We start from the raw sequence: 19,752 nt of genomic DNA, 5'->3' as shown, positions 1-19,752 counted from the left end.
ACTACTAAATGAATAGTAGTCTCTCCAATTTATTTGTTAAGTTTAGTTTACGTGTACTTTACTTGTCAGCACTTTACCGTTCTTCATTTGTAAATTGAAGATGTAAACGCCTTTATTTAAAGTATGTACGTCTATTTTTAATGAATTTTCTTTGTAATCAATTGTTTTTATTAGTTGACCAAGGCTATTGAAAATTGTTACCTTTTCGATGTTTGGACCAACAATATTTACAAAATCTTGAGCAGGATTAGGGAAGATTCTAATATTCAATTTCTCAAGATCACTACTTGTAGGTTCATCGTTTTCGATGCTGATGTAGTTTTCCATTGTTTTAGTATCTTCACCACCTTCATTACTTACTTTTAAGCTGACAGTATAATCACCTTCTTCTGTGTAAGTATGTTCTGGATGTTGTTCTTCAGAAGTGTTTCCATCTCCAAAATTCCATAACCAATCTACAATATCACCAATTGATAAATCAGTGAATTTCACTTTCAATTCTCCTTTTCCAGAAGTTTCGTCGGCTTCAAAATTGGCAGTTGGAGCTTCAACTTCTTCTTCTTTAACAGTAACATAATTCTCTACTGAAAGCGTATGCTGACCTCCTGCATTTTCAACAGTTAAGGCTACTGTAAATTGTCCTTCGCTAGCATAAGTATGCGATGGGTTTTGATCTGTTGAAGTTGTACCGTCTCCGAATGTCCAAGACCAAGAAGTTGGTGTTCCTGTTGATTGATCTGTAAACTGAACTGCATCGCCAATGGTGATTTCTTCAGCATCTACTGTGAATTTAGCCACTGGTGCATCAATTTGATTTACCGTAATTAAATTCGTTTTGATCACTTCTTCTCCACCATCACTATTTGATGCTAACAGCTTCACTGTATAAGTACCTACTTCAGTATAAATGTGTGTAGGGTTCTGATCTGTTGATGTATTCTCATCACCGAAGTCCCATGACCACTCAGTTGGAGTATTTGTGGATTGATCTGTAAATACAACCGTTAAAGGTACTGTACCAGAAGTAACATCAGCAGTAAACTCTGAAGTGACAGGGTTACCAGCAATGATAAAGTCTTCTTTAGTTTCAGAACTTTCTCCAGCTGAATTTTTCACTACCAAAGTAACAGTATATTTACCTGCTTGGCTATAAGTATGGAATGGATTTCTTTCTGTAGATGTGTTGTCATCACCAAAATCCCATGCCCATTCCTTAGGATCATTTTCAGAAGTATCTGTAAATTTCAATACTAATGGAAGTGCTCCACTTGTTCTAGTAACTTCAAAATCTGCTAGAGGTGCGTAGATCATATTTTCTAATTGCACTTCTAATATTTTGGTATCCTTAGTCGTTACATACTGACCTGATACTGTTTTGAAGTCTTGTAATGTTATACTATAATCAATTACTGATCCGATAGAGAAACCAGAGAAAATCACTTGTCCTTTCACATCAGATACTTGTTGATCAGTCTCGTTTAAGGTAACTACAGCACCTTGAACCACATTTCCTTCAGGATCTATTAACTTCACAATAAAGTCAGATGTTCTTTCTTTAAGCGTTACTTCAATATTAACATCATCGTTATTCATATTGAAAGTTGCATTCACAACATTGTATCCTTCTTTCATTACAGAGTAGAACTTATTAGATACATTGGTCATCATTACAGACGCTTCACCCATCACATCAGAAACAAGATCATTAAAGTTCTTCATACTGATTACAGCATCCTGAATCGCAGTGTTATCTTCATCTTTAATTTTGAAAGAAACTTGATGTTCTGCTTCTGCTACCCAATCGCTTTCTAAAACAACATTTAGATCATCCACATAAAGTGTACCTGTACCAATCGTAAATCGGTTAAAACGGAGTCCTATCCAATCTAAAGAAACATCGTCTCCATCAGGTACTTCTTGATATTGTGAAACAGTGACCCATTCTCCTTTTGGCACGCCATCTAAACTAATTAAATTACTTTTAGCACCGCTAGTATTGTATTTATACACTGTAGCAAGATTGTCAAGAGTACAATTAGGATCCACCCAAACTTTCATTGTGATGTAGTAGTTTTCCGTCATCACTTGACTCGATTGAATACTTGCTTTCGGTGATAAGTTTTTATTTCCTGTAGTGATTACTTCATCAATTTGAACTTTCACACTATGGTTTCCGCCCCATGATTTTTCATCTGTAAATGAATAATTATTTGTGAGTGTGAACTCTGTTTGTTGCTCTTCAAAACCATATATACAAGTATTGTAAAAAGCATTGGCATTTGGCGCACAACCTTCTGTCTCTTCACCATCAAGATCGTTAGGATCAACAATACGAATATCATCAATGTATAATGTGGCATGATTGCCTGTATTGCCCGTTTGTACTTGTAAGTTTACTCTAAGATCATCTCTGATATCTTTCAAAGTAGTTTTTAAAGTAACCCACTCGTTCGTAGGAATAGCATCAATATCAAAATTAACAGCCGCTGATAAGTTTAATAAGCGAATTCTATTGATCTCACTTCCCTCTTCTTTATATACTTTCATAGAGAATTCTAAATCTCTATCACGAGGTAGAGGTGCAGATAACTTCTCTAAATAAGTACTTTGATTACTCGAAAGTGCCGTTTCATGATGGAATCTCATCACACGTTTACCATGAGGAGCTCCATTTAGTGGTACAATAGTGAAGGCTTGAGAACTAATCCAATCTACTCTAGTTTTCGTACCATCACCATTTAAATCCAATAATGTTGGGCCTTCGAAACTATGTAAATGCGAATTGATTAAATTGATGTCTCCATCAACGTTTGGTACATCTTTCGCAACTTCTTGCTCATCTCCGCCATTATCTTCACTTAACTTCACTAATTCGATGTCATCAATAAATAGCATCGCTTCAGATCCACCAGCATTTAAATCAACCTCTCTTACTCTAATGGTCATTTGTCCGTTCCCCGGATCACTTTCACGATTAAAGCTAAAGTTTTTAGTTAACGTCACCCATCCATCTTCTTCTTTTATAGTAGAAATATCAAATTGATGCGTCATGAATAAACTCTGAGGCTTGTTGTCTTTTAAAATGATGTCAAAAGTATTGATTCTATTATTCTCAACTGCTTTTACTCTAACATTTAACTGATAATCTCCTTCATTCATGTAAAGAGATTTTACAGGTGAATGTGCCGCTAAAGTGGTAGTAGCATTAATACTACTGATATCAGACATATCTAAACTTCTTTGACCAGTATGTACATGATCTCTATTGTAAATCGCTCCGTTTCCTAGTGTCCAATTACGTTCCGTTCCATCAATAAGTGCTGGACCTTCGAAACCATACAATACAGGATCTAAACCTTGGAAAGTTAAAGGGATTCTTTCTTTAATTTCAATATCATCGAAGTATACTTCGCAGAATGAACCTCCATCTGTATCACCCGGTTGGATAACAATTGAGAAAGTACCTTCGGATGTGGTACCTGGAATCATATCAAAATTAAAGGCTACATCTACCCATTCTCCTGTGTTTATTCCAGAAATATCGAAAGGATCTAAACTCTTACTAGGGTTTTTGAAATTTAGTCTGAATCTATTCAATCCACTTCCTGGCTCAACAAATACTTTTGCTTTGAAAGTATAATGACCATCTGCTAATCTTACTACTCCACCTGGTGCATGTAGAGATGCGTTACCAGCTAAAGGTGTATTGTAAGAGAATTTCAAACTATGATCGCCTGTATTCGCTTTAGTATCTACAATTTCATGATAATTAGCATTCAACGTCCATCTTTTAGCAGTACCGTCTACCATTGCAGGACCTTCAAAACCAAAAAGTGTCTGATCTAAAGGTAATTCTGATTCATCTACTGCAGGTAATTCCGGAACTTCAGGGCCGTTGGTCATCCACATTAAGAATTTAAAACCTGCTCCATATAATTCTTTCTTCTCTACTACCTGACGTTTCATATTATCCTCTAATTTGAGGGCAATTTGATAGTATTCGTCGTAGTTTGCACCATTTTTATCTTCCAATTGATTGTCCAATTCCAAAGGATCTTCTACCATATCAATCAAGTAAGGGGCTTCTTTGTTGTTCAATACCAACTTATAACGTTCTGTGGCAACACACATCCACCAGTTACCATCTTGTACAATTAAAACAGTATCTTCATCCGTTACTAATTGTTCGTCTCTTGTAAATAACTCTGATTTATCTTCTCCGTCAATACCATCCATTGTTGGCAATCCTGCTAAAGATAATAGTGTTTGTCCTACATCTACGTTGGAGTTAGGAGTAGTGACTACTTTACCTGCATTAATTTTCTTAGGGTAACGGATCATGAAAGGTAGTTTTGCTGATCCATCATACGGAAGACCTTTGTTAATTCTACTCATTTCGAATAACATATCACCGTGATCTGAAGAGTAAACAATAATAGTATTGTCTAATTGACCTTTAGAATCTAAGAAATCTAACATTCTACCTACGTTGTCATCAACAGCAGAAAGCATACCCCAATATTCTTGCATATAGAATTCATCAAATTCCGCATAACGATGAGAACCATGCCATACATCGTTGTTATTTCTATCATTAGCCCAGTGTGGTCTTTTTATTACACCTGCTTCGTCCTCTTCAGGAGTTACATAAGTTTCCTCATATGTATATGGTGCTTGAAAAGATACATTTCTACACCAATCTTGGTATTCAGGTGAAGAGTGATTGGGTGTATGAGGATCTGGGATAGAGATCATCAAACAGAAAGGGTCTCCATTTTCTACATCTTTTTCCATCAACTCGATGGCTTTATTGGTATAAAACTCAGTAGCATAAATCCACCCGTCACCAGGTTTACCTTGGTCACCCCAGTTATAAGGAGGGTTACCATCTTCATCATACCAAGTCCAGTGTTCTTTTTCAATTCTCCAATCAATGTTGTCGAAACCAAAATTTCTACCTGCACCCCATACTTGCGTAGCAGGATCATCTTTACCTTCTAAGTGCCATTTACCTACATAAGAAGTTGAATAACCATTCTCTTTAAATGCATCTGCAAACGTAAGAAGGTTATCGTTCATAGGACGATCATTACGAGCAGCTCCAGTAGCAAATGGGTATCTACCCGTCATTAAAGATGCTCTTGATGGAGTACATGTTGGCGAAGTAGCATAGTGTTTTGTACTTACCGCTCCTTCTGTACCAATTCTATCTAAGTTAGGTGTAGGTACATTCTCTGATGCACCCCAAGGGTTATAATAATCTTCATTAGATATATTACCACTACCTTTATCTAATTCTTGATATTTACCAATAGTCTTAAAGCTGTGCTCATCTGTATGTATAATCAAGATGTTTGGTTTTTCTTGAGCATACAAAAAGTGAGAGAGTAATAGAGCTATCAAGCCCATAAAAAGTCGAAATCTTTTCATCATTGTTATTTTGTTAATTATAATTCATTATTTCATTTCTCCTAATTGTTCCTTTTACAGTTCCAAGTAAATAGTCCGTCTCCTTGTCTCTAAAAAATAACTGGAACATAGGATTGGTATAATTTTAAATTATTTCATCTTTAGTTGTTATGTTCACACTTAATTACAAAACCAAAGGTATTTTTTTAGCATATACGGAGGGTTGTTATAAGTGAAAACGATGTGATTTACCGTAAATTGACTCAGAAAAACAAACAGCATATACATTGATTATCAATCACTTAATAAGGGTTATGATTACATTTATGGAGGGTGTATTTTTTTTACAATTAGGTGTTATGTTAATAAAAAGGGTAAAAACAACCTCACTTACGCTTCCATTTAATTTACTTAAAAACACATGCATCCAAATAAAAAATTCCTAATTGCAGTATCAAAATTCAAAACCCTAAGGCATATCAAGAATATACCAATGGCAACGTATACTTAATTGGTAATACATTGTTCGAAATGATTCATATATATAAATTCTAAAGGGTTGAACCTAAAGTATTATCATCAAAAAAAAGTAATTGAAATGAATAGATTTTTTAAATTTTTATTGGTCGGCTGCAGTGCACTTGCCATAAATACCTACGGACAAACTCCTTACACAGATCCCAATAATCAAGAAGGTTGGGTATTGAATCCTGAAGTAAGTGATGAATTTAAAAGCGGAAGTTTAGATAAAGATAAATGGATTGTTCAAGGAGAGAATGATCATTTTGAAAATAAATTCAAAGGGAGAGCACCTTCTCAATTTGCTCCACATGCGGTAAGTGTAGAGAACAATGAGCTAGTTATTACTACTAGATGGGAACCTGGCTATGAGTTTATGAAAGGGAAACACCAAGGACACAAATTTGAAAATATTACTACTGGTGCTATCATCTCTAAGAAAAAATTTAAACATGGTTACATGGAGATCAGATGTAAAGCAGCTGATGGACCGTTATCTAGTGCATTTTGGTTTACAGGTAAAGGTGGAGAATTAGATATATTCGAAATCTTTGGTAAATACCCTAAAGATAAACATCATGAAAAAGTGTATCATACTTCTTTTCATGATTGGAGTAAAAACCCGAAAGACCCTTTATTTGGTAAAACAAGCTGGGACAATAAAGTACAATTGCCTTTCCGTTTAGCAGAAGATTACCATGTGTATGGTTGCGAATGGAATGAGGATTTCATGAAAATATTTATCGATGGTCATTTGGTTCGTCAAATTACAAGAGAAGAATTAGGTGATAAGTGGGTAATGAATAATGAACAGAAAGTTTGGGTAGATAATGAAGTTTTCCCTTGGAAAGTAAATCCTAAGAAAGAAGACATCCCTGCTGAGGGTTTAAAATTCCATATTGATTATGTAAGAGTATGGCAAAAAGATAGCGGAATGGCCTCTTCTTCTCAATTAATTGAGCAGAATAACTTATTAGCAAATGGTAGCTTTGAAGATGGTTTAGAAGGTTGGGAAACTACAGGTAAAGTAAAATTAATGACTAAAAAAGGAAGTTTTGATGGTAGCAACCATATTAAACTTGCTGCAGGTAGTGAAGCAACAGCCACTTTGCATATGAAGTTGAAGCCAAATACAACTTATGTACTTTCAGCGTATGCTCGCCTTCCAAATTCTGATGAAAAAACAATCTACGATAATGGTTGGTTAGGTGTCAAAAATTATGGCGCTGGACAGCAACCTATCATAAAATATTTTAAGAACGATTGGTACAGACAATCTATCTTATTTACAACGGGTAAAAATGCAAACGACACTATGATCTACTTCACTAATAAGTGGAAAAAGAACGAAGTGAGAGTGGATCATTTTGAATTAGTTGAAAGCCCGTCATTTCAAGAGACTCATATTAAGACAAAATAAAAAATAGCATACCTATGAAGTAAGGACAATGTTTTACGTTGTCCTTACTTATTTTATTTCAGTTTATCATTCTACTCAAAACAAGCTACTTACCTCTCTTTTTTAATCAAAATTTATCAAATTGTAGCCTAAAATATTCAGTTTGATTCTCCCAGGTTATCATCCATTGTTTTTTTTTGTTCATTGTGTTATCAAAGTATAAATTTGATCCTTTTATTCATGTGATTACTCTAGTAATTTTTAACTTGTCATTGCATCATATTTTAAACACTCTTCATGTTACACGAACTCCAACAGATCGTCCTAAAAGCACATAATTGGAATACAAACGGAATTGCAACAGTATTAGTTACTGTAGTAGCATTGGACGGTTCTTCCTACAGAAAACCTGGGGTTAGAATGTTGATTTCTGAAGAGGGAGATATGTTTGGAGCTGTGAGTGGAGGTTGTGTAGAAACAGAAATTAAAAGACAATCACAGGATGTTTTTATTCATCAAGAAGCAAAAGTAATTCGTTATAATGGACGTCTACGCTTAGGGTGTGAAGGTGTTTTAACCTTGTTGATAGAACCTTTTGTTGTTTCTTCGGATGATCTCAAAAGGTTTAATCAGTTAATTGATGAAAGGAAGAATATTGACTGCCATTCTTTGTATTCTGAGAATGCCTTGATCATGGGGCAAAGTCATACTCGCTTTATCAGTCAATCAAAATCTGTTTTTCAATCTAACCTACTGATTGATCACCCTCAGTTTAACTGCTTTGATCAATCGCTTTCTCCCATTTTCCAATTGTATATTTTTGGTGTCGATCATGATGCTGTCCCCTTGGCTCAATTTGCTTTGGGAAATAGTTGGAAAGTGACCATTGTAGATAGTATTCATGGTAAAGGAGAAGAAAGTGCTTTCCCTCATGGAGTAGAATACATCAAAATAAACGAAGATGAGGTACATCAATTAAGTTTTGATGCACATACTGCTGTTGTTTTAATGACGCATAATCTGATTAAAGATTTACATTACCTCACTCAATTACAAAATCAAACCATAGGATACCTTGGAATTCTTGGTGCAAAAAAACGTAAGAAAAAACTAATACAATCTCTTATCGATTTTTCTAATGATGTATCCAATGCATTTCTTGAAAGTATACATTCTCCTTGTGGATTAGACATTGGAGCAGAAACACCTCAAGAAATTGCCATTTCAATCATTGGTGAAATCATTCAAATTCAAAAAAATAAATCAAAAGATAAAACTCTTGATCAACAATATCACATCACAATAAATCATGGAATTTAGTCTAAAAGTTAATCAGCAAAACTTTACGGTAGAAGTTGACCCTGGTACACCTCTTTTATGGGTTTTAAGGGATGAACTTCAATTAATGGGTACCAAGTATGGATGCGGCATTGGACAATGCGGAGCGTGTACTGTTCATATTGATGGAGAAGCTCAACGTAGTTGTCAGACAACTATTGAAATTGCGGAAGGACAAGATATTACTACTATTGAAGGATTATCTGATCATGGAGATCATCCGGTGCAAGAAGCTTGGAAAGAAATTGATGTGCCTCAATGTGGGTATTGTCAGGGTGGACAAATGATGACTGCTTCTGCATTTTTAGCTAAAAATCCATCTCCTGATGCAAAGGAAATAAGAATGGCCATGCAAGGAAATATTTGCAGATGTGCCTCATACAATAGAATTGAAAAAGCCGTAGCTGTAGCTGCTGAAAAACTAACAAAATAGACATGAGTAAAACTATAAACAGAAGAAACTTTTTACGTCTATCGTTATTAGGAAGCGGTGGACTATTGATCGGGTTGCAATTTGCTGGATGCGAAAGCAAAGGTTCTGAAATGCCAGTAGATATTGATACTTTGGATTTCACATCCTTTAATGCTTATATCGAAATGGCAAAAACAGGGCATGTAATTATCTATTCTCCCAACCCAGAAATTGGCCAAGGTGTAAAGACAGCCATGCCCATGATCGTGGCCGAAGAATTAGACGTTCCTTGGAAGATGGTTACGGTGAAACAAGCACCTTTAAGTAACGATTTTAACCGTCAGGTTGCTGGTGGTTCTCAATCGATTCGTCAGAATTTTCCAACGCTAAGAAATGCAGGTGCAACAGTAAAATTAATGCTGATGACGGCTGCCGCTAACCAATGGAAAATACCTGTATCAGAGTGTAGTGCAGAAGATGCAATCATAAAAAATACGAAAGGAGATCAACTAAAATATGCTGATGTTTTAGAAGCTGCAGCATTACTAGAAGTTCCTGAAAAAGCACCTCTCAAAAAATCAAAAGATTTTAAATTGATAGGTCAGCCAATAGCGAATGTTGATATTGATGAGATCATTACCGGAAAACCTATTTTTGGTATCGATTATAAAGAGGAAGGGATGAAATTCGCTAGTATCATTATTCCTCCATTTGGTGCTAATTTGGCTACTTTTGATGCTAAAAAAGCCTTGGAACAAAAAGGTATTGAACAAGTAGTTGCTATAGGCGATAAAGTAGCTATTATTGGACAAAATACATGGTCTGTTTTTAAAGCAAAAGACCTTGTTGATGTACAATGGAAAAACATAAAGAGCGATCAAGACTCTAAGGTGATTGATGCCAAGATGGATAAAGCTTTAAGTAAAAAGGCAAATAAGATCGTTGGTTATGGACAATATGATAAAGCGATCAAAAATGCTGATAAAGTAATTAGCAAAACATTTTCATCTCCTTATGTTGCACACGCTACGTTAGAACCACTTTGCTTCTTTGCTGATGTAAAAGAAAAAAATGTTCGACTTATCGGACCAACACAAGTGCCTAAAGACAGTGCTACAACTGTTGCAAAAGAATTGGGTATTCCTGTTGAGAATATTACAGTTGAGATGACAAGAATGGGTGGTGGTTTTGGTAGACGTTTAAGCACTGATTTCACTTTAGAAGCTGCTTTAATCTCTGCGAAAATAAAAGCCCCTGTTAAACTTGTACATAAAAGAGAAGATGATATGGATTCAGGTCAATTTAGACCGAAAGTGAAATATCAGATGACTGCGGGTATTAAAAATAATACGTTAAAAGCATTTCAAATTAGAGAGGCTATTGCTCAGAACTTTGGTTTAAGACCTTGGAATGCTAACTTTTTCCCAAAAGGCACCACTGATCATTACAATATAGAATCAGCACTTATCGAAACAGAAATCAGCACTTTATGGTGGAGAGCTCCTATTTCTAATATGGTTGGCTTTTCTACAGGTTGTTTTTTAGATGAAGTAGCTGAAGAAATGGGGAAAGATGTAATAGACCTTCACCATGAAATGCTTGATGTTGCCACTGGTAAAAAGCTTCCTTACGCTCCAAAAAGAATGAAAGAAGTGATTGATCTTGTGAAAGAGAAATCGAATTGGGGTAAATCAGATAAGATTCAAGGTTTTGCGGCTTATTTTAGTCATAATACCTATGTAGCTGAAGTTTGTGAAATAGAAATGAGAGGAGATGTACCTGTTCCTACTAAAGTTTTTGCTGCAGTAGATTGTGGTATTGTCATCAATATTTCTGGTGCAAAAGCACAAGTTGAAGGTAGTATCTTAGATGCTTTAGGACATTCTCGAAACTCTGAAATATCTATTGTAAAGGGTAAAGTTCAAGAACAAAATTTTGATACCTACAAACTAGGTAGAATGATGGATACGCCTGTAGTTGAAACTTATTTTGTAGATACCAACGCTGCTCCAACAGGTTTGGGAGAACCTGCTTATCCTCCTGCTGCAGCTGCTTTTGCAAATGCAGTTAAGAAAGCAACAGGAAAAAGGTGGACAAATCATCCATTTTTAGCATAAATAATAAAAGAGGACAATATTTTACTATTGTCCTCTTTTATTTTATCTCATTGAAATGATCTCGATTTACCTTCTAAAAAAGGAAATGTTCAATCAGCCAATGCTTCCTATTCACTAATTTGAAGAATACCTTCTATAGCCAAATGTTGCAATAACAATGAAACAAATTAAAGGTAAAATGAAAGAGAAGTTAACCGCTGACATTCCCATAATTACTTCTTGATCGATTATTTTACCTTGTAAAGGTGGCATTAATGCTCCTCCAACAATGGCCATCACTAATCCTGCTGCACCAAACTCACTATCATTTCCAACTTTGTCTAAAGCTATCCCATAAATGGTCGGGAACATTAATGACATAAATGCAGAAGTAGCTACTAAAGCATATAAACCAATATCACCTCCAATAAAAATGGTGATCGACATTGTAGAAATTCCGCCGATGGCAAAAAACATGAGCAACAATGCTGTATTAATATATTTCATTAAATAAGTGGCGATAAATCTACAGCTTAAGAATATCACCATAGCTACAATATTTAAACTTTGAGCATCTGCTTTACTATATCCTAAGTTCTCAGCATATTTAATAATAAATGTCCAACACATAATTTGTGCTCCCACATAAAATACCTGTGCTATCACACCTTCTCTATAATCAATATTTTTCAACAATCGAATGATCGTTTCCTTAATGTTAAAGTTTTCGTCTTTCTTAGAGGTTTGAGGTATTTTAGTTACTGCTATGATCACTAACATACAAACAACGACAATACCCAATAACGCATATGGATCACGAATAACAAGTAAATCGTGCATTCTTACACCTTCTTTTTCTACAGCCGATAAAGTAGAATATAGCAATGATCCATCTGCTGCTTTTTCTGCAGAATGTAATTTGGATAAAATAAATTGCTGTGCGACAAACATTCCGGTAATTGAACCGATAGGATTAAATGATTGCGCAAAATTTAATCTTCTTGTCGCTGTCTTTGGTGACCCTAATGATAAAATTAATGGGTTAGCCGTAGTTTCTAAAAAGGCCAATCCAAAAGTTAGAATATAGAGTGATACTAAAAAGAAACCAAAAATTTGATATTGAGCAGCTGGAATAAATAATAAGCATCCTACCGCGTATAAGCCTAAACCGAATAAAATAACCTTCTTGTAAGAGTATTTTTTAATTAGAATAGCTGCTGGTAAAGCCATAGTAAAGTATCCACCATAAAAAGCAAATTGTATTAATGATGCTTTAAAGGTTGAAATTTCCATAACGGTTTCAAAAGCCGAAACCATAGGGTTTGTAATATCATTGGCAAAACCCCAGAGGGCAAATAAAGAGGAAATAAGAATAAATGGTATTAAATATTTTTTTTCAATTACCTTTTCCTCTTTTTTCTTTATTTCTTTTTCTTGCTGTTTTAGTTGATCAACACCAACATTATTTGTCATCATTCCTTCCATTTCTCTTTGTATTATGTGTAGTATTATTAGTTATAATCAAGGGTGTATTTCATTTTTTTATTCATCTATTTTTTCTTCTGTGCTTGTGAGAGCCTCCATTCCATTAAAAAAAACACAGCCATTTCCCTTTTTTCTATATTTTTATATCATCTAATTTTAGATTAAAAAGTTGAAGGCAAATTTTATTTAAATCATTTTTATCTCCTTCAAAGTGGTAAGTAATATGATGATGTTTTATTTCTTCGTTTACTTTTAATTCTTTTGCCGGCGATGATGATTCTAATTCGTAAAATGGCCCCAATTGACTACCATCTTCTAATGGTCCATCGTTATAAACATTGACTACATCCCCTTTAAAAGGTTCGTCTTGTATTTCCCAGAGAGAGTTTACATAAGATGTTTCATCACCTACAGAAAATTGAACCACCGTCAATACATTGTTTGAAGCATCATAACTCCCTGCCAAAGGTTGTGTATTAACAGGAGGTAAGCCTAATTTTGTACGATGTTTCCCATCTGCTTTTAATAAAATTGATTGCTCTTTTATCGCAATATTTGAAGAGGGAACATCGCCAAAGTAAGTATTGTAATTAGGGGCTTCTTTAAATGGTAAAATGATGGTTGTTTCATCTGAAGGATTGAGCATTCCAAGGATCCAAATTGATAACAACCCTGTTTCTTTTGACCAAGGTTGATCACCGATGTTTTTGAGCCCATTGACTGATTCAATTCCTACAAAATCAATGTCCAATTGAGACAAATCGATATTCAAATTTTTCTCTATTTGTGTACGATCAAATACATTGATTTTCCTTCTTACTTCGATGTGAAAAGGAAAGCCTTGATAATTGGTAAGTTTCATTTCTTTCAAGAAAGAAACACTTGAAGTACTTTGGTCAACTACCTTAAAAATATCAGTATCAATTTGCTGAGGTGTTTTCCAATTTTCAAAAGTGAAGTCTGCTCCATTTTCAAAAAATATAGAAAACTGTCCACCTTCTGGCCCTAACCAAAAACGATCTTCTCCACCATATATATTTATCTTATCTTGTACTACTTCTGACGAAATAGCATCATAATTAAGCCAACCATAACTCTTGCCATTTTTACCCGTAGCTGTACTTGTCATGATTCTACCTTGGTAGGCAGGAACAACAGCTACCTGACTATTATTATTCTTTAAAAGAATGGTTTCTTGATATGTTTGTAAAAAATCAACATCATATTCAAATGTTCCTTTTTTAACTGGAGTGTCTTCCGTACAACTAGTTAATGTTGATAAAGCCATAATGATTAATAGATAATAATTCTTCATTTCTGTTAGTAGCAAGCTATGATGAAATAATGATGTTTTGTATTCCAAATCTTACAAATACTATCTCATTTTAGTATTTATACTCTTGAAATATATAATGATATATGATTACTCATCTTTTAGAAAAAGAGAAAGTGATTTTACTCCCAGACTACTTCTACTTCAGATGTTTCTATGTCAGTTGTTAATAATAGACGAGAGATACAAATACCTACTATCAACTAGATGTTTAATATTTCTATAAACATCATTGAGATTCTAAAAAAATGTTGATGAATATTCGTTCTTAGAAGAGCATTTGTTTTTGACTTTGAAACAGTATGGAATAATCATTTTATTATCATTCAATAGAGAATGATGGAACACTCTTATCCGCTTACTAAAGTTGTTTCTGAATAATTTTCACTTTTCTTTATTTCAGGTAAAAAAGAAGTGAAACTGTAATCATAGTTAGTTCTAACCTCCTCTGCAGGGTTGTCAAACAAAAAGAAACTAGCACCTAATACTGTTGTTTCCTTTTCTTGTATTGTTTGAATTTTTAGTCCCGTTACATTAGATTTCAATTGATTCCAATAACTGTTTTTGGCGCCACCGCCCACAACTGTAATCTTATCAATTTTAAAGTTACTTACCTCTTCTAAAATCCCTACTGCTTTCTTTAATTGTTTGGCAAGACTTAGCATACAAGAATTGAAGATATCCCCTCTATTATTTGACAGTTCTAATGCTTGTATATTAATCGTTTGATTAGGTTGAAGCTTAGGCTGATAAAGATCCGATTGTTCTTCAGATTGTATTGCCTCATTTATCATGATTTCATATACCTTATCTGAATCAATATTTTTAAAGAAAGTATCTTTTACCCATTCAATATTAGCTGATGCCATCCATTGTAAACCAATATTGTATAAACCTTTTGCAGGATCAAACTCCACCGTAATACCATGTTGAGCCAACTCAGGCTTTAAGTTTACTTCTTTGGCTTGCACCATTAAAATTTCCCAGGTACCTGAACTTAAGACTGCATTCGTTAAATCCACTCCTGCACCAAACAATGCAAATTGAGTGTCGTGTCCAATACTTTTTACAGGAATATCAGTGGGTAAACCTAATAACTTACTCCCCTCAGAAGATAACTGCCCCACTACATCTCCTGCATATTTCATTTCAGGAAATAGAGCACTACTTACACCCAGTTTGTCTAAAATATCTTGATCAAAATCTTGTGTTTCTATATTACACAACTGAGATGTTCCTGCCATTGTGTGGTCTGTGTAGAAACTTCCTGTTAGTCTTTGTCCGATCAAAGAAGAAATAAACAACCAATATTTAGCATTCGAAATAGTTATTTCTTGATTTTCTTTATACCAAATCATCTTATTGATGGTATTGAAGCTGAATGCTCCTACACCTGTTTTCATCAATAATTCTTGAGTAGTAAAATACTTGTCTATATTATCTAAAACAGGAATCGTTCTTTGGCATTTCCATGATATAATAGGACTAATAAGTTGTCCTTTTTCATCTACAAATGCACCGTCCACACCAAAAGTACTGATACCTATACTTTCAATTCTTTTGTGGTCTACTTTTTCAATTACCTGTTGACAACAGAAACTTAATTTATCAATGATTTCTTCAATATCCCAAATAGTATAATCTGCATTTAACGGGTCGGGTCTTGAGTGATTATTCACCGAATATTTTGCCACTACTTGCCCATCATTATTCATGACGATCGCTCTGATATTAGTAGCTCCGCAATCGAGAACAACAGCTAAATCTTTCATAATTATATGATTTATAAAAAAGCTGTCTAAAATGTTTTTTAAAGAACTGAATTTATTCAACGTAAGAATGTATTTAATAACACTCCTGTAGACTATTCAGTTGGCTTATTTTAGACAGCTTTTTATTAAGGGTAAAACTCTTCTTTATTTGTATAATGGACCGTAGTTAGTACAAGCACGATAATCTGCACCTTCTGCATCCATACCATGACCTGCCCAAGAACTAGGTCTGAAAATAGTGTCTGTATCTACATTATGCATACAAACAGGAATTCTCAACATTGACGCTAAAGTAATGAGTTCTTCTCCATAATGACCATAAGAGAAAGCACCATGATTTGCGCCCCAATTTGCCATTACTGAATAAACATCTTTGAATGCGCCTTGCCCAGTTAATCTTGGTACAAACCAAGTTGTTGGCCAAGTTTCATTTGTTCTTTGATCTAATGTCTTATGTACATGATCTGGCAAATCAACTGACCATCCTTCAGCAATTTGAAGTACAGGACCAACCCCTTTAATAAGATTGATACGAGCCATAGTTACAGGCATCCCTCCTTTTGTTAAGAATTGAGATGAATAACCACCACCTCTGAAGTATTCATGAACTGCAGCAGGCCATTTTGTATTTTGTAAACACTTTTCTTTTTCTTCTTCTGTAATATCCCAGAAAGGTTTCATTACAGGATTACCCTCTGCATCAGATTGTTGTCCTGTTCCGTCTAGAGTAGCCGAACCTGAATTAATTAAATGGATGATACCATCTTTAGCCAAACCTTCTAAACGTTCACCTGTTACCCTTTCAATAGAATCTGCTGACCAGAAAGTTCTAACATCACAGAACACTTGAGCTTGGTTGGTCAATAAATAACCAAATAACATTGTTACTCCATTTAATGCATCATTTTCGGTGGCCATCATGTACGGATTACGGATTCCATTCCAATCAAAAGATGAATTAAGAATAGCTTCCATAAAGTCACCATTCGGTCTGAAATCGGTCCATTGTCTTTGTCCTTGGAATCCTGCAGCAATAGCATTATGCCCTAAAGCCTCTTCTCCAAAACCTAAATCTTTAAGGTTTTCATTCCCTTGCATTAAGTCTTTAGCAATCAATGTCATTTTAACAACATCCTCCCAAACTTTAGCTTTATCAGCCGAAGATCTTTGAATGTTCTCATCATTTACATCAATTCCTTCTTCACAATTTTCTTTAGTCCATGCTAATGCTTTTTCATATTCCTTAGGATCGAAAATGTTTTCTTCAATACGTCTAGAAATTTCAGACATGTCCACATATTCGTTTCGCATACCTAAATATTCTTGGAAGAACGTTTCATCCACAATTGAACCCGCAATACCCATTGAAACAGAACCAATAGAAAGATATGATTTACCTTTCATTGCTGATACTGCAATACCTGCTTTTGTAAATTTCAATAGTTTAGACTGCACGTCTTTAGGAATAGATTTATCCCCACCTTCTTGTACCTCGTGAGAATAAATACTGAATGCAGGTACTCCTTTTTGTGAATGACCCGCTAATGCAGCAGCCAAATAAACTGCCCCTGGTCTTTCTGTACCATTAAATCCCCAAATTGCTTTAGGAATATGAGGAGTCATATCGATAGTTTCACTACCATAACACCAACATGGAGTTACCGTAATAGAAAGACCTACATTTTCTTTGATGAATTTCTCTGCACAATCGGCCGCTTCTTTTACTCTACCAATTGTTGAGTCAGCAATTACACATTTTACAGCTTCGCCATTGGGGTATTTTAAATTTTCCTCCAAAAACGTCTGTACTGTTCTTGCCATCTCCATTGTTTGCTCTTCAAGGCTCTCTCTTACTCCTCCCAATCTACCGTCGATAGTTGGACGGATACCTATTTTAGGTAAGTTTTTTTCATTCAGAATCATACTATATATCTTTTTGTTATTTGTGTTTGTCAATTGCTGTTTTGATATCACAATATTAATTTTAATAAAACCACAAGACAATGCAAACGTTTGCAATTTCCATTAAAGCATTAGATATTAGCAGAATACACATAGTCATAAGATGAATGAAAAAATCTCGAAAAACCACTTTATCAGACTTATCCAAAGCTTTGAATTTAAATATTTCTACAATTTCAAGAGCTTTGAATGATCACCCTAAGGTGAATGAAACAACCAAAAAATTAATCAAAGAAAAAGCCAAAGAATTAGATTATAGACCTAACCCACTTGCACAAGGGCTTCAGAAACAAAATACAAAAACAATAGGCGTCATCTTCCCTACTTTTGATACCAACTTCTTTTTTAGAGTACTCAAAGGGATTGAAAAAATGATGCACGAAAGTGGATATCAAATTATTATTTCTACAGCCGGAGAATCTAGAATACAAGAAAAAAAGGCCATACAATCACTTTCTTCCTATCATGTAAGTGGTATCATCGTTTTTCTTTCTTTTGAGCATGAAGACCCTTCTTTTTTAATAGATATTCAAGATGAAGGTATCCCATTGTTATTTATGGATAGAATCTATGAAGAGATTGATGCTAATTATGTGATCAGTGATGATTTTGTAGGTATGTATGACACCGTAAATCAGTTTATTTCAAAAGGAACAAAAAATATTATTCACCTTCAGGGGAATTTACAAATTTCGACTGCTTTTAATCGTTTGTTAGGATATAAAGAAGCCTTGCTTAAAAATAAAATCTCTCTCAATCCTGACTTTATTATTCCCTGTCAGCATCAAACAGAAGTGAAAACAGGTTTAAGAAACTTATTCTCAAAGTACGCTCTAGAGGACATTGATTTAATTACCTGTTACAACGATTATTATGCTTTTCAAGCATTAGAATTTTTAAAGGAAAATAATATTAGAATCCCACAAGATATACAACTCCTAGGCTTCGCTAACGAACCACTATCCGTTTATACATCTCCTAAATTATCTACCATTAATCAACCTGCCGAAGAAATGGGAGTCATCGCCTCTGAAATGATATTACAAGAGATACAGCATAACCAACAAGGAGAATCCTATCAATTTCTTACAAAAAAAATGAGTACATTTTATTTAAAGAGGGAAAGTACATTGTTATAAGTTGTTTTTAATAGAAAAATGTTGTCCTCTTTATATATTTATAAAATGGATATTCTAACACATACTTTATCAGGAGTAGCAGTAGGAACTGTGGCTAGTAGTTTTTCTAAAAAAGGATCTTTAGACCGTATTAAAATACTTCTAATATCTGGTTTAGGTGGAGCATTACCTGATTTAGATGCTATTAGTTTATGGTCTAAATTTGATGTTACCCTGGGTAGAATTTTTAGGTTAGAAAATTCTGGGAGAACCATCTATAGTGCAAAATTCTGGTATTCGCATCATGCATTTAATCATAGTTTAGTGGCTGCACTTCTTTGGTGTGGTCTTATTGCTCTTTGCATTTACTTCATCAACAAACAAAAAACAACATTTATAGATTCCTTAAAATCCAATCATATCGCCTATGTAGGATTCATTTTGGGATTTTCCATTCATTTATTAGAAGATATGCCTACCCCTTCTTCTGCATGGGGAGGAGTAAATTTACTTTGGCCTTCGACAGAATACATTGGTGGTTGGGGAAAGATTTGGTGGTGGAATAATAATGATATATGGCTCATTGTGGTAGGAATTATCTTTTTAAATTTATCGTTTTACTCCCTAAGATATGTGGTAGAGGTAGACTTAAGAAAAGTGACTTCTATTGTTTTTATTTCAGGTTTTTTGATGGCCGTTTATCAAATTAATACTCGACCAATTGATTTTTCCTACACTAATAATTCGTCAAAATATCAAGAATTTGAACAGCAATCTAAAAAAATACAGAAAGATATCTTAGGAGAAAAAGTCTACAATTGGGTATCAGAAATGGATAGGAGATTACCTTTTCTATTTTAATTATTATCAAAGTAAGACTACTCATTTAAAATATTTCATTAAGAGGAA

11 protein-coding genes are annotated in these 19,752 nt (G+C 34.4%); 6 read left to right on the top strand and 5 right to left on the bottom strand.

What is annotated here, in order from left to right; translation table 11 throughout:
- Positions 1–42: 42 nt before the first annotated feature.
- Positions 43–5,430, bottom strand: coding sequence for a PKD domain-containing protein (locus NH26_RS19840; RefSeq protein WP_199880269.1), 5,388 nt, complete (start codon positions 5,428–5,430; stop codon positions 43–45).
- Between the two features lie 577 nt (positions 5,431–6,007).
- On the opposite strand from NH26_RS19840, the gene NH26_RS19835 reads away from it, so the two are divergent.
- From NH26_RS19835 to NH26_RS19820, 4 genes are all read left to right on the top strand, one after another.
- The gene (locus tag NH26_RS19835) at positions 6,008–7,348 is read left to right on the top strand and encodes a family 16 glycosylhydrolase (RefSeq protein WP_052431741.1); all 1,341 of its coding nucleotides are present in this window, start codon (positions 6,008–6,010) and stop codon (positions 7,346–7,348) included.
- Between the two features lie 276 nt (positions 7,349–7,624).
- On the top strand, positions 7,625–8,647 hold the full coding sequence (locus tag NH26_RS19830) for an XdhC family protein (RefSeq protein WP_044217727.1): 1,023 nt from the start codon (positions 7,625–7,627) through the stop codon (positions 8,645–8,647).
- Positions 8,634–9,098, top strand: a complete 465-nt coding sequence (locus tag NH26_RS19825) for a (2Fe-2S)-binding protein (RefSeq protein WP_317041001.1) — start codon at positions 8,634–8,636, stop codon at positions 9,096–9,098. Before NH26_RS19830 ends, NH26_RS19825 begins: the two co-directional genes overlap by 14 nt.
- Before the next feature lie 2 nt (positions 9,099–9,100).
- A complete protein-coding gene (locus tag NH26_RS19820) occupies positions 9,101–11,194 on the top strand; it encodes a xanthine dehydrogenase family protein molybdopterin-binding subunit (protein WP_044217722.1) in 2,094 nt (697 codons plus the stop codon).
- A 114-nt stretch (positions 11,195–11,308) separates the two neighbouring features.
- On the opposite strand, the gene fucP is transcribed toward NH26_RS19820, so the two are convergent.
- The 4 genes from fucP to NH26_RS19800 form a co-directional block, all read right to left on the bottom strand.
- Entirely contained in the window at positions 11,309–12,649 is a 1,341-nt protein-coding gene (gene fucP / locus NH26_RS19815; protein ID WP_242427359.1) for an L-fucose:H+ symporter permease, read from the bottom strand.
- A gap of 142 nt (positions 12,650–12,791) precedes the next feature.
- Positions 12,792–13,973, bottom strand: coding sequence for a DUF6786 family protein (locus tag NH26_RS19810; RefSeq protein ID WP_044217720.1), 1,182 nt, complete (start codon positions 13,971–13,973; stop codon positions 12,792–12,794).
- 368 nt (positions 13,974–14,341) lie between these two features.
- Positions 14,342–15,763: an L-fuculokinase gene (gene fucK, locus NH26_RS19805; protein ID WP_044217717.1), complete on the bottom strand. Its 1,422-nt coding sequence runs from the start codon at positions 15,761–15,763 to the stop codon at positions 14,342–14,344.
- 144 nt (positions 15,764–15,907) lie between these two features.
- A complete protein-coding gene (locus NH26_RS19800) occupies positions 15,908–17,686 on the bottom strand; it encodes an L-fucose isomerase (protein WP_044217714.1) in 1,779 nt (592 codons plus the stop codon).
- Positions 17,687–17,832: 146 nt separating this feature from the next.
- On the opposite strand from NH26_RS19800, the gene NH26_RS19795 reads away from it, so the two are divergent.
- Together NH26_RS19795 and NH26_RS19790 are read left to right on the top strand one after the other, a co-directional pair.
- On the top strand, positions 17,833–18,864 hold the full coding sequence (locus NH26_RS19795; RefSeq protein ID WP_044217712.1) for a LacI family DNA-binding transcriptional regulator: 1,032 nt from the start codon (positions 17,833–17,835) through the stop codon (positions 18,862–18,864).
- 45 nt (positions 18,865–18,909) lie between these two features.
- Positions 18,910–19,704: a metal-dependent hydrolase gene (locus tag NH26_RS19790; protein WP_044217710.1), complete on the top strand. Its 795-nt coding sequence runs from the start codon at positions 18,910–18,912 to the stop codon at positions 19,702–19,704.
- Positions 19,705–19,752 lie beyond the last annotated feature (48 nt).

The organism is Flammeovirga pacifica (assembly GCF_000807855.2).
Taxonomy (GTDB): Bacteria; Bacteroidota; Bacteroidia; order Cytophagales; family Flammeovirgaceae; genus Flammeovirga; species Flammeovirga pacifica.
The sequence above is the reverse complement of the archived record's forward strand: the minus strand, read 5'-3'. Positions and strand labels throughout refer to the sequence as shown.

What these genes read in the sequence shown, in the direction of transcription:
- NH26_RS19840 (WP_199880269.1), bottom strand. Translation starts at nt 5,430, where the DNA reads ATGAAAAGATTTCGACTTTTTATGGGCTTGATAGCTCTATTACTCTCT.
- NH26_RS19820 (WP_044217722.1), top strand. Translation starts at nt 9,101, where the DNA reads ATGAGTAAAACTATAAACAGAAGAAACTTTTTACGTCTATCGTTATTA.
- fucP (WP_242427359.1), bottom strand. Translation starts at nt 12,649, where the DNA reads ATGATGACAAATAATGTTGGTGTTGATCAACTAAAACAGCAAGAAAAA.
- NH26_RS19810 (WP_044217720.1), bottom strand. Translation starts at nt 13,973, where the DNA reads ATGAAGAATTATTATCTATTAATCATTATGGCTTTATCAACATTAACT.
- NH26_RS19790 (WP_044217710.1), top strand. Translation starts at nt 18,910, where the DNA reads ATGGATATTCTAACACATACTTTATCAGGAGTAGCAGTAGGAACTGTG.
- NH26_RS19830 (WP_044217727.1), top strand. Translation starts at nt 7,625, where the DNA reads ATGTTACACGAACTCCAACAGATCGTCCTAAAAGCACATAATTGGAAT.
- NH26_RS19795 (WP_044217712.1), top strand. Translation starts at nt 17,833, where the DNA reads ATGAAAAAATCTCGAAAAACCACTTTATCAGACTTATCCAAAGCTTTG.
- NH26_RS19800 (WP_044217714.1), bottom strand. Translation starts at nt 17,686, where the DNA reads ATGATTCTGAATGAAAAAAACTTACCTAAAATAGGTATCCGTCCAACT.
- fucK (WP_044217717.1), bottom strand. Translation starts at nt 15,763, where the DNA reads ATGAAAGATTTAGCTGTTGTTCTCGATTGCGGAGCTACTAATATCAGA.
- NH26_RS19835 (WP_052431741.1), top strand. Translation starts at nt 6,008, where the DNA reads ATGAATAGATTTTTTAAATTTTTATTGGTCGGCTGCAGTGCACTTGCC.